Source organism: Allobosea lathyri (assembly GCF_900108245.1).
In the GTDB taxonomy this organism is placed as follows: domain Bacteria; phylum Pseudomonadota; class Alphaproteobacteria; order Rhizobiales; family Beijerinckiaceae; genus Allobosea; species Allobosea lathyri.
In genome coordinates this window covers 547,455-559,384 of sequence record NZ_FNUY01000002.1, presented here as the reverse complement: position 1 = coordinate 559,384, position 11,930 = coordinate 547,455, and the positions used below count along the sequence as shown (strand labels likewise).

Genomic DNA, 11,930 nt, shown 5'->3' with positions numbered 1-11,930 from the left:
ATTTCAGCTTCAGCTTTAAGCTTAGCAGGTAAGGTTAAAGACCGATGAACGCTGGCGAATCGATCGTATTCAATTGATTCGGCCCGGGCCGCCTGTAGGGTCGTTTCAACGCAGCGGCGTCGAGCCGCTCCGTAACGCCCCTCGGGTGCTCAGGTCCGCCGCATCTCCTGGGAAACCGTAGGGCTCGGCCGGTCGGTGACGGACATTCTGGCCTCCTCAGAACCGTCGCTGGCCGGCCACCCTCGTTTCGCGGTCCAGATTGTCCCGCTCAGAAGTAGCGCGACAGCAGCGCTGGCAGCCCGTAGCCGATGCCCGCGAAGGCGGCGAGCAGGCCGATCAGCAATAGCGCCGCACCGACGCGATTCCGCAGGAAGCGCGAGGAATCGATTTCCACGATGAGCTTCAGCATGCTCCGCAGCAGCCCGTGTGGGCCGTTCGGCTGTTCGATCTTCTTGTCGCCGCTGGCCAAGGCGCGCTTCCTGATGCGAGGGACGGTCGAGTCGAATGCAAGTAGGCGGCGGCGAGGGGCTTTCAAGCATCGCATTCTGGCTCAAGCCCACAAAAAGAGCCAAAAGCCATACTTGCACCGTCATGCGGCGCGCGGCGTGACATAATCGTCGCAGCCGGCCGGAATTTGAAAGCGAATTGCGGCCCTGTCGCGATCTTATGCTGCGGTGCAGCATGGGCTGTGCCCGATAGCTGCGGTCCATGATATGCTGATGACGATTCGCAGCCATAATTGTTTGCGACTGTGAAGATGCTGGCCTGACATCCTCAACCGTTGGAGCGACCCATGCGTATCATCGCATTGGCGCTCTGCCTCGCTACCTCATCGTGGGGCGGAGGGCTTGTCTACGCGCATAGTTGGTACCCTTACGACTGCTGCAGCGACCGCGATTGCTGGCCCATGGGGCTGGACGCCGACGCCCGAGAGCCCGAGCCCCGCATCGTCCCAGGTGGATACCTCACCCATGATGGTCATTTCGTGCCCGAAAGCGCGACGCGGGTTTCGAAAGACGGACGCTTTCACATCTGCCGGAGCGGAGGAACCCTGACGGGCACCGTCATCGCCCCATCGCAAAGGCCATATTGCCTGTTCGTGCCGAAGCCGGCCTACTAGACCATCTAGCTCTTTGTTTTTGCATCGGCTTTTCCCGAAAACCGCATTCCACTTTTCGGGCCGATGCTCTAGCCGGCGTCACGCTGGCTCAAACGAAAAACCGCCCGGAAATCCGAGCGGTCAATCAGAATATTGTCGTGCCGGATATCGTCATGCCCGACGCGTAACCAAGATCACTTGATCTTGGTTTCCTTGAACTCGACGTGCTTGCGCGCGACGGGGTCGTACTTCTTCTTCGACATCTTCTCGGTCATCGTGCGCGAGTTCTTCTTCGTCACGTAGAAGAAGCCGGTGTCCGCGGTCGAAAGCAATTTGATCTTGATGGTCACGGCCTTGGCCATGGGAATATCCTCGAGCCTGGGGGGCGGGTGAGGCCCTTAGAAAAAGAAATGGCCGGGCGGACCCGGCAAACCGTCGGGTGGGGGAATGCCGCAACAGGCCGGTGAAGTCAAGAAAGAATGCCGCGCAGGCGAGAATTGCCTGCCGGCACAGTCGTCTGGGCCGACATCCGGCCTCAGAGTTCCTCGCGCACGAAACGCAGATTCTTCTCCCAGAAGAACGGGACGGGCAGATAGGGGGCGAAACCGGCCGCGATCCGGGCCTCGACCTCTTCGATGATCACCTTGGTGATCGTCGGCAGGTCGAGTTCCTTCGCCTCGTCGAAATCGACCCAGACCAGATCGATCAGCTCCGAATCCGGCCCGGTGACGCCCTCGACGCGCCCTGCGATTCCGGTCGAATCGACCGTGAAGAAGCGCGTGTCGAAACGCTTCGGCCGACGCGGCGGCGTGATCGCTCGCGCGACGAAGGTCACGGTCGAAAGATCAGGATAGATGCCGTGGCGCGCGAAATCGGCCCAGCTGCCCTCAGGCGCGCTCTCCGGCTTGCCGAATTCCGTCGAGCCGAACAGCAGCCCGGTCTCCTCGAAGGTCTCGCGGATGGCCGCCAAAGCCAGCGCGCGGGCCTTGGCGGGGCTCGGGCGCACGGTCCTGGCCGCCAGCCTGTCCTCGCAAATCTGGGGCAGGGCGCCGGTCGCTGCCATTTTGCGGTCGCCGACATCGACGCGACCACCCGGAAAGACGTATTTCCCCGGCATGAACTTGTGGCTGGGATGACGCTTGCCCATCAGGACGCGCGGCTTGGGGCCGCTGCGATCCAGAATCATCATCGTGGCCGCGTCCTTGGGCCGGATATTGCTCGCGACGCGCACGCGCTCGGCCTGGGTCAATGTGACGGCGTGGTCTGTCATGGGTGTTCTACCGATGGTGGCCGGGCTGGCCTGGCATAGGCTGAGCTGGCGAGGGCTGGTGTGGCGAGGGCTGACGTTCGGGCCTGTCGTCGGGCTCACCGCCGAAGCCGTGCATGCGCAGGGCCCATTGCAGGCCGATGACGCCGCCCTTCACAGGCTGCATCAGGATGAGGGAGAGCAGGACAGTCAATGCCGGCCAGATCGCCATATGCAGCGACATCGGCCAGTCCGCATATTTCTCGGCCAGAAGCAGGCCGCCGACGATGATATGGCCAACGATCGTGATCACCACATAAGGTGGCAGATCATCGGCGCGCTGGTGATGCAGCGGCTCGCCGCAAGCCTCGCAGGTATCGACCGGCTTGAGGAAGGCCCGGAAAAGCCGGCCTCGCCCGCAATGCGGGCAGCGGCCTTTCAGGCCGTGGCCGATCGCCTTGCGCCATTCGCGCTCCGGCTCCTGTGCGATGGAGCCGTGGATCTGAACTGACATTACCGCCTCTTGCCGGGCTTACCCTTGCCAGACTTGCCCTGGCCGGGCTTGCCCGATTTGCCCCTGCCTGCCCCGCCGAAAGGGGAGCCGGCCTTCGTACCGCCCGCAAATGGCGTGCGGCCCGACCGTCTGCCAGAGCGCTCTGGTGTCACACGCCGGCCTTCGGAGAGCAATTCGAAACGCAAGGCGCCCGCCACCGGCGCGGCTTCGACCAGTTTGACATGCACGCGGTCGCCCAGCCGCCAGCTTTCGCCGCTGCGCTCGCCGATCAGCGCATGGCCCGCTTCGTCATAGCGGTAATAGTCGGCGCCGAGCGTCGAGGCCGGGATGAAGCCATCGGCTCCGGTGCCATCGAGCTTGACGAACAACCCGGCGCGATTGACGCCGCCGACCCGCCCGTCGAAGGACGAGCCGATCTGGTCGGCGAGGAAATGTGCGATCAGCCGGTCGGTGGTTTCGCGCTCGGCTGCCATGGCGCGCCGTTCGGCCGCCGAGATGCGCGTCGAGACCTCGCGCAGTTCGGCGAGCGTCGCTCCCTTCGGCAATCCGTCATCGCCCAGCCTCAGCGCCGAGACCAGTGCGCGATGGACGATGAGGTCGGCATAGCGCCGGATTGGCGAGGTGAAATGCGCGTAGCGGCGCAGGTTCAAGCCGAAATGGCCGTAGTTCTCGGCGACATATTCGGCCTGCGCCTGTGTGCGCAGCACGACCTCGTTGAGGAAGAGCTCGTTCTCCGAACCCTTGATCATCGCCAAAATGCGGTTGAACAGAACCGGCCGGAGCGCGCCGTCCTTGGGCAGCTTGATGCCGATCGAGGCCAGCACTTCGCCGAGCACCCGCATCTTCTCGAGCGAGGGCTCGTCATGGCAGCGATAGATCAAAAGGCTGCCGGCCTTTTCCAATGTCTCTGCCGCGGCGACATTGGCGAGGATCATGAACTCCTCGATCAACTTATGCGCCGCCAGCCGCTCCGGCACGATGACGCGGTCGACAGAGCCATCGGGCTTCAGCACGAGCTTGCGCTCGGGCAGGTCCAGATCGAGCGGCTGGCGCGCGTCGCGGGCGCGCGACGCCACGCCATAGGCCGCCCAGAGCGGCATCAGGATGCTGTTGCGGATCGGCGCGGTCGTCTCGTCGGTCTTGCCGTCGATCGCGGCCTGAGCCTGTTGGTATGAGAGCTTGGCGGCCGAACGCATCAGGATGCGGTGGAAGCTGTGCGTCTTCTTGGAGCCGTCGGCCTTCAGGACGAGCCTGACGGCCAGCGCCGGCCGGTCTTCGCCGCCGCGCAGCGAGCAGAGGTCGTTCGAGATGCGCTCGGGCAGCATCGGCACGACACGGTCGGGGAAATAGACCGAGTTGCCGCGCTCCAGCGCCTCGCGGTCGAGGCTGGAGCCTGGCCGGACGTATGCCGCGACATCGGCGATCGCGACGGTGACGACATAGCCGCCGGCATTGTCGGGGTCGTCGTCTTCAGCGGCATGGACCGCGTCGTCATGGTCCTTGGCGTCGGCGGGATCGATCGTGATGAGCGGCAGCGCGCGCCAATCCTCGCGCCCGGCCGTGCCGGCGGGCTTCACCGCATCTGCCTCAGCGATCGTCGCCGGCGAGAAGACATTGGGGATGCCGTGGGCGTGAATCGCGATCAGGCTGACGGCGCGTTCCGATTTGAGCGATCCCAGGCGCTCGCGCACATGGGCTTCGGATGGCCCAAACCGCGTGCCGGCCCGCAAAGCCACCGAGACCAGGTCGCCATCCTCTGCGCCGCCGGTCTGCCCTTTCGGGATATCGGCCTCGCGTCCCTGCGCCTTCTTGTCGATCGGGATCAGGCGGCCACTGCCATCGGGCAGGGCGCGGAAGATGCCGAGCACCTGGGCTTTCGCCTTGCCCATCACCTTCAGCACGCGGCCGGAATAGGCGAAGCCGTCGATGCCCTTGAGCCTCGTCAGCTTGAGCAGCACGTGATCGCCGACGCCGGGCGCGGTGGCGGCGGTCTTGCGAGTGCGGAACTCGCGCGGCCGCTCGATCAGGATGCGGGGGGCGGGGCCGTCCTCCGTCTCGTTCCACTCAAGGGGAGCGGCCACGAGATCGCCATCGCGGTCCTTGGACTTGATCTCCGAGAGCAGAACGGGCGGCAATGCACCGCGCGGATGCACAGGCCTGTCCTTGCCGTCGCCGCTCAGCTCGCCATCCTCGGCGAGTTCCTTGAGCAGCCGCTTGAGCCAGATCTTGCCGCCAGACGACAACCCGAACGCTTTGGCGATGTCGCGCCGCCCGACCTCGCGGCCGGCGCCGCGCTCGGATTCGATGAAGTCCAGGATGGCCTCGCGGCTGGGTTCAGGCGCGGACGCGGTCACTGGGGCGGCTCTTGCGATAGGGGGTGGTGAGGAAAGACACGCCCCTTATCTGCCACGGACGCCGCGCCGACGCCAGAACCGGCCTGGAGACCGTGTCCTGCAATGGAAGCGTGTCCTGGACAGGTGCGCGCCGGAAAAGAAAGAAGGGCCGCCCTTGCGGGCAGCCCTTCCATTGTCGAACCGCGGTCCGGCGAACCGGACCCAAAGGCGCGAAAACTCACGCGGAACAAAGACCCCGTATAGAAGAAGTCCAGGTCCGCCCGCCTTGCACCAGCGGTTGATGACAATGAGACACTGGATCACCTCCTTTCAGTTGTTACCGACAAGAAGGAGGCTAAGGCGATTCTCCCAGCTTCGTAAATGACAAAAAACACGCTGTTCCCAACAACGAAAAGCCCGAGTTGCCGGCGGTTTTTTCAGCAATCGAGCTGGTGCCCGCAAAGCAGGCAGTCATTTTGCCTATAGAACGAGCAATTTTGGCGAATGCGCGACATCATTGCGTGACGCTCCGCTCAAATCGCAGGAAATGCGGCAGTCTCTCGCCTGACCGCAGAGATTTGCGGCGGGGCGGCTTCGCTGGACCGGCGTTGGCACGTGGCTTGCCAGAGCAGCCTCCGGGCCGGTGGGCCTGTCGGAGCTCGCTGAAGGGCCCGTCCAACAAGGGATGGTTCGGGGGACATGTCCGTGAACACCACTCGTCGCGTCGTTTTGGGCGCCGCTCTCGCGGGAGCAACAATTCTGGGATCCTTTCTGCCGGCTGCAGCGCAGGAGACCATCAAGGTCGGCATCCTGCACTCGCTCTCGGGCACGATGGCAATCTCCGAGACGACGTTGAAGGACGTCATGCTCATGCTCATCGAGGAGCAGAACAAGAAGGGTGGCGTGCTCGGCAAGAAGCTCGAGGCCGTCGTCGTCGATCCCGCCTCGAACTGGCCGCTCTTCGCCGAGAAGGCGCGCGAACTCATCGCCAAGGACAAGGTCTCGGCCGTGTTCGGCTGCTGGACGTCCGTGTCGCGCAAATCGGTATTGCCGGTGTTCAAGGAGCTGAACTCGGTGCTGTTCTACCCCGTCCAGTACGAGGGCGAGGAGAGCGAGCGCAACGTGTTCTACACCGGCGCCGCGCCGAACCAGCAGGCGATCCCGGCTGTCGACTATCTCGCCAAGGAGGAGAAGGTCCAGCGTTGGGTGCTCGCCGGCACCGACTATGTCTATCCGCGCACGACCAACAAGATCCTCGAGGCGTATCTGAAGTCCAAAGGCGTTCCGGCCGAGGACATCATGATCAACTACACGCCCTTCGGTCATTCCGACTGGCAGACGATCGTCTCCGACATCAAGAAGTTCGGCTCGGCCGGCAAGAAGACCGCCGTCGTCTCGACCATCAACGGCGACGCCAACGTGCCGTTCTACAAGGAACTCGGCAACCAGGGCATCAAGGCCACCGACATTCCGGTCGTGGCCTTCTCGGTCGGCGAGGAAGAGCTTGCGGGCATCGACACCAAGCCGCTGCTCGGCCATCTCGCCGCGTGGAACTACTTCCAGTCGGTCAAGACGCCCGAGAACGAGGCCTTCATCAAGCAGTGGAAGGCCTACAAGAAGTCCGACAAAGCCGTCACCAATGACCCGATGGAGGCCCATGTCATCGGCTTCGCCATGTGGGTGAAGGCGGTCGAGAAGGCCAAGTCCACCGATCCCGACAAGGTCATCGACGCGCTGCCGGGCATCGAGGCGCCGAACCTGACCGGCGGCATCTCCAAGATGCTTCCCAACCACCACATCACCAAGCCCGTGCTGATCGGCGAGATCAAGGCTGACGGCCAGTTCGACGTGGTCTCGAAGACCGGCCTCGTCGCCGGCGACGCCTGGTCGAAGGAGCTCGACGGCTCCAAGGATCTGGTCGGCGACTGGGTCGAGAAGAAATGCGGCAACTTCAACGTCAAGACCGGCAAGTGCGGCGGCGCATGAGGTCATGAGGGGAGGGACGGCACGGTCGGAAAGCCCGGCCGTCCCTCACAATTCCAGAGTATCCCGGACGGTCCTGTTTAGACCACGATCCGTCCGGGATCGCTCGAAAAAGCTCAGCCCTCATCCTGAGGAGCCGCGAAGCGGCGTCTCGAAGGATGCTCCCGTTCCCGCTGGAACATCCTTCGAGACGCAGCCTGAAGGCTGCTCCTCAGGATGAGGGCTGAGGTTCAGCAACAGGCCGGACGAAAAGCGCTCAATGACCCGTTTGCTACGCATGATTGCTCTCATCCTGGCGGTTGCGCTTTCTGCCGGTGCTGCACGCGCCCAGAGCGCCGATGAGGCCTTCACCAGGCTCGGTGCCGACAGTTTCTCCGACACCAATCGCGCCATCGAGCTCCTGATCGCGGGCGCCCATCCCCAGGCTGCCGTGATCATCGAGGCGCTCGCCGAGGGCAGGCTTCTGGCAGGCGGCGGCGCGGTCGTCGTGAAGACCAAGGACGGCAAGCTGCTGGACGCCAGGACCGGCGCCGCGCTTGCTTCGGAGCCGCCGGGCTTGAACCCCGTGCGTCTCAACAATGGTGTTCGCCGCAACATCCAGGCTGCGCTCGGCGGGCTCGGCCTGCTCAATCCCGATACGGCCAAGCGCATCGCCGCGGCCGAGGCCGTCTTCAAATCGCGCGATGTCAGCCTGCTTCCGGTGATCGAGACCGCGATAAGCCGGGAGACCGACACGCGGGCCAAGGCCGCCCTGCGCCAGGCCCAGGCCGCGATCCTGATCGCCAAGACCGATGCGCCGCCCTTCGACCGGTTGGCTGCCGTGGACGTGCTGCGCGAGCGCGGCGACCAGGACGCGCTGGCCACCCTGCGCTCGCTGCCGGGCGACGCCTCGCCGGCACTCAAGGATGCGCAGGCGCGGGCGGTCGCCGATATCGAGGGCAAGCTGGCGCTGTGGCGCACGGTTCAGAACCTCTGGTACGGGCTTTCGCTCGGCTCGGTTCTGCTGCTGGCCGCCATCGGTCTGGCGATCACCTTCGGGGTGATGGGCGTGATCAACATGGCCCATGGCGAGATGGTGATGCTGGGGGCCTACACCACCTTCATCGTGCAGGAGGTGATCCGCGCCCGCTTTCCCGGTCTGTTCGACTATTCGCTGGCGATTGCGCTGCCGCTGGCCTTCCTGGTCGCCGGCCTCGTCGGCATCGCCATCGAACGCGGCGTGATCCGCTTTCTTTATGGCCGGCCGCTTGAGACGCTGCTGGCGACCTGGGGCATCAGCCTGATCCTGCAGCAGGCGGTGCGCACTGCGTTTGGGCCCACCAACCGCGAGGTCGGCGCGCCCAATTTCATGTCCGGCGCCTTCGAACTCGGCGGGCTCGCCATCACCTGGAACCGGCTCTGGATCATCGTCTTCGCGGCGCTGGTGTTCGCAGCCCTGCTGGCGATTCTGAAGCTCACTCCGATCGGCCTGCAGATGCGCGCCGTCACCCAGAACCGCCGCATGGCCTCGGCCATGGGCATCCGCACAGGCCGCGTCGATGCGCTGACCTTCGGGCTCGGCTCGGGCGTCGCGGGGCTCGCCGGCGTCGCGCTGTCGCAGATCGACAATGTCAGCCCCAATCTCGGCCAGAGCTACATCATCGACTCGTTCATGGTCGTGGTCTTCGGTGGCGTCGGCAATCTCTGGGGCACGCTGGTCGGCGCGCTGACGCTCGGTATCGCCAACAAGCTGCTCGAACCCTATGCCGGCGCGGTGCTGGGCAAGATCGCGCTGCTCGTCTTCATCATCCTCTTCATTCAGAAGCGCCCGCGCGGCCTGTTCGCGCTCAAGGGCAGGGCGGTGGAAGCATGATCACGCGCTTCCTCATCCAGGGCATGGACAAGCGCGGGCTGGTTTTCCTGTGCCTGATCGCGGCTATCGCCGTCCTCGTGCCGCTCGCCAATCTGTTGCTGCCGCCGGGCTCGCTTTTCCACGTTCCGACTTCGACGATGTCGTTGTGGGGCAAATATCTCTGCTATGCCCTGCTGGCGATTTCGCTCGACCTTGTCTGGGGTTACTGCGGAATCCTCAGCCTCGGCCACGGCGCCTTCTTCGCGCTCGGCGGCTACGCGATGGGCATGTATCTGATGCGCCAGATCGGTTCGCGCGGGACCTATGGCAATCCGATCCTGCCCGATTTCATGGTCTTCCTGAACTGGAGCGAGCTTCCCTGGTACTGGTACGGCTTCTCCTCCTTTCCCTTCGCCATGCTGATGGTGCTGGCGGTGCCGGGGCTGCTCGCCTTCGTTTTCGGCTGGTTCGCTTTCCGCAGCCGGGTCACCGGCGTCTATCTCTCGATCATCACGCAGGCGCTGACCTATGCGCTGCTGCTGGCGTTTTTCCGCAACGACATGGGCTTCGGCGGCAATAATGGCCTGACCGATTTCAAGGACATTCTCGGCTTCAACGTGCAGGCGCAGACGACGCGCGCGGCGCTCTTCGCGATGACCTGCATCATGCTGATCGCCGGCTTCCTGATTGCGCGCGGCATTGTGGTCTCGAAGCTCGGCAAGGTCGTCATCGCGATCCGCGATGCCGAGTCGCGCACGCGATTCCTCGGCTACAGGGTCGACCGCTTCAAGCTCTTCGTCTTCACCGTTTCGGCCTGCATGGCCGGCGTCGCCGGGGCGCTCTATGTGCCGCAGGTCGGCATCATCAACCCCAGCGAGTTCGCGCCTGCGAACTCGATCGAAACCGTCATCTGGGTCGCCGTCGGCGGGCGCGGAACGCTGGTCGGCGCGGCGCTGGGCGCGGTCGTGGTCAACTACGCCAAGACCGTCTTCACCTCCGGCTTCATGGCGCCTTACTGGCTGTTTGCGCTCGGAGCACTCTTCGTCCTCGTGACCCTGTTCATGCCCAAGGGCATTCTGGGAACCGCGCAGGACTGGTGGAGCAAGCGTCGCAAGCCCGAGCCTGTCGCCACGGCCGAACCGGCTCCGGCGGAGTGAGCGCGATGAGCACCGCCCTCATGAGCACCTCCACGCCGACCCTGACCTCCTCGCTGCTGTATCTCGACGGCGTCAGCGTTTCCTTCGACGGTTTCAAGGCCATTCGCGGCCTGTCGCTCGTGATCGCGCCCGGCGAGATGCGCGCCATCATCGGCCCCAATGGCGCCGGCAAGACCACGATGATGGATATCATCACCGGCAAGACCCGGCCCGATGCGGGCACGGTGATGTTTGGCGGCTCGGTCGATCTGACCAGGCTCGACGAGGCCGCGATCGCCAATCTCGGCATCGGCCGCAAGTTCCAGAAGCCGACTGTGTTCGATTTTCATACGATCGAGGACAATATCCTGCTTGCGCTGAAATCGAAGCGCACGGTGCGCCGGACCTTGTTCTGGAAGACGGCCAATGCCGACCAGAAGCGCATCGACCACATTCTCGGCGTCATCAAGCTCGGCGATGCCCGGGCCCGGCTCGCCGGCTCGCTCTCGCATGGCCAGAAGCAGTGGCTCGAGATCGGCATGCTGCTGGCTCAGGACCCCAAGCTCCTGCTGGTCGATGAACCCGCAGCCGGCATGACCGACGGCGAGACTGCCGAGACGGCCGTGCTGCTCAAGGAAATCGCCAGGGATCACTCGGTGATCGTGGTCGAGCACGACATGGGCTTCATCCGGGAGCTCGGGGTGAAGGTCACGGTGCTTCATGAAGGTTCGGTGCTGGCAGAAGGCCCGCTCGATCAGGTCAGCGCCAACGAGCGCGTCGTCGAAGTGTATCTGGGACGATGATGAGGATGGCTCGTTCTGCTGGCACCGACCGATCTTCAAACCGCGCCGTCATCCTGGACAAGCCGCGAAGCGGCGCAGATCCGGGATCCGTCGTAGCGCTCCCGAGCCCTCCGATGGATCCCGGCACTCCGCCTCGCTCCGGCCAGGATGACGGTGTGTTTCCGAGTGATCTCATGTCCGGGGTGGGGCCGACCACATGCTGAGCGTCGACGCCATCGATCTGCATTACGGTGCCGCCCAGGCGCTGCGCCGCGTCTCGGTTGCCGCCGAAATCGGCAAGGTCACCTGCGTCATGGGTCGCAACGGCGTCGGGAAGACCACGCTGATGCGCGCCATCGTCGGCCATCAGGCGATCAGCAGCGGCAGGATCAGTTTCTCCGGAGAGGACATCTCGAAGCTGCGCAGCGAGGATCGCGCGCGGGCCGGCATCGCCTATGTGCCGCAGGGCCGGGAGGTCTTCCCGCTGCTCTCGGTGAAGGAAAATCTGGAAACCGGTTACGCGCCGCTAAAGCGCAGGGACCGCTACGTCCCCGACGAACTCTTCGACCTTTTCCCCGTGCTCAAGTCCATGCTGGGCCGGCGCGGCGGAGACCTCTCGGGTGGCCAACAACAGCAGCTCGCCATAGCGCGAGCGTTGGTCACCCGGCCCAAACTGCTGGTGCTCGACGAGCCGACCGAGGGCATTCAGCCTTCGGTCATCAAGGATATCGGCCGCGCGATCGACTATCTCCGCCAGAAGGGCGACATGGCGATCGTGCTGGTCGAGCAATATTTCGATTTCGCCCGCGATCTCGCCGATACGATGTTCGTGATGGATCGTGGTGAGGTCGTGCTCTCCGGACAGATGAAGGATCTCGACGCCAATCAGGTTCAGCGCCTGATCCAGGTATGAGATGCGGCTCAGCTCGTCATGCTCGGGCTTGACCCGAGCATCTCTTCAACCAGCTCTTCTTGGCCTGAGATGCTCATGACGGTTGGTCCAACC

Annotated in this window: 10 protein-coding genes; 5 read left to right on the top strand and 5 right to left on the bottom strand. The window is 64.2% G+C overall.

What is annotated here, in order from left to right; all coding sequences use genetic code 11:
- Positions 1-268: 268 nt before the first annotated feature.
- From C4S73_RS06975 to rnr, 5 genes are all read right to left on the bottom strand, one after another.
- Complete coding sequence (locus C4S73_RS06975; RefSeq protein ID WP_103871722.1) at positions 269-469, bottom strand: hypothetical protein; 201 nt, start codon at positions 467-469, stop codon at positions 269-271.
- 824 nt (positions 470-1,293) lie between these two features.
- Positions 1,294-1,461 (bottom strand): 50S ribosomal protein L33, encoded by a 168-nt coding sequence (gene rpmG, locus C4S73_RS06965; protein WP_038367996.1) that lies wholly within the window; start codon positions 1,459-1,461, stop codon positions 1,294-1,296.
- Positions 1,462-1,634: 173 nt separating this feature from the next.
- Positions 1,635-2,369, bottom strand: a complete 735-nt coding sequence (locus C4S73_RS06960) for an NUDIX hydrolase (protein ID WP_103871721.1) — start codon at positions 2,367-2,369, stop codon at positions 1,635-1,637.
- 7 nt (positions 2,370-2,376) lie between these two features.
- Complete coding sequence (locus tag C4S73_RS06955; RefSeq protein ID WP_103871720.1) at positions 2,377-2,859, bottom strand: DUF983 domain-containing protein; 483 nt, start codon at positions 2,857-2,859, stop codon at positions 2,377-2,379.
- On the bottom strand, positions 2,859-5,231 hold the full coding sequence (rnr, locus tag C4S73_RS06950; RefSeq protein WP_103871719.1) for a ribonuclease R: 2,373 nt from the start codon (positions 5,229-5,231) through the stop codon (positions 2,859-2,861). Before rnr ends, C4S73_RS06955 begins: the two co-directional genes overlap by 1 nt.
- Before the next feature lie 660 nt (positions 5,232-5,891).
- Between rnr and urtA the strand changes: the two genes are divergently transcribed.
- The 5 genes from urtA (at position 5,892) to urtE (ending at position 11,837) form a co-directional block, all read left to right on the top strand.
- Positions 5,892-7,178, top strand: coding sequence for an urea ABC transporter substrate-binding protein (urtA, locus tag C4S73_RS06945; RefSeq protein WP_103871718.1), 1,287 nt, complete (start codon positions 5,892-5,894; stop codon positions 7,176-7,178).
- A 256-nt stretch (positions 7,179-7,434) separates the two neighbouring features.
- Positions 7,435-9,027, top strand: a complete 1,593-nt coding sequence (gene urtB / locus C4S73_RS06940; protein ID WP_103871717.1) for an urea ABC transporter permease subunit UrtB — start codon at positions 7,435-7,437, stop codon at positions 9,025-9,027.
- Positions 9,024-10,163: an urea ABC transporter permease subunit UrtC gene (gene urtC / locus C4S73_RS06935; protein WP_103871716.1), complete on the top strand. Its 1,140-nt coding sequence runs from the start codon at positions 9,024-9,026 to the stop codon at positions 10,161-10,163. Before urtB ends, urtC begins: the two co-directional genes overlap by 4 nt.
- A gap of 20 nt (positions 10,164-10,183) precedes the next feature.
- Positions 10,184-10,945: an urea ABC transporter ATP-binding protein UrtD gene (gene urtD, locus C4S73_RS06930; protein ID WP_103871715.1), complete on the top strand. Its 762-nt coding sequence runs from the start codon at positions 10,184-10,186 to the stop codon at positions 10,943-10,945.
- 196 nt (positions 10,946-11,141) lie between these two features.
- The gene (gene urtE, locus C4S73_RS06925; RefSeq protein WP_103871714.1) at positions 11,142-11,837 is read left to right on the top strand and encodes an urea ABC transporter ATP-binding subunit UrtE; all 696 of its coding nucleotides are present in this window, start codon (positions 11,142-11,144) and stop codon (positions 11,835-11,837) included.
- Positions 11,838-11,930 lie beyond the last annotated feature (93 nt).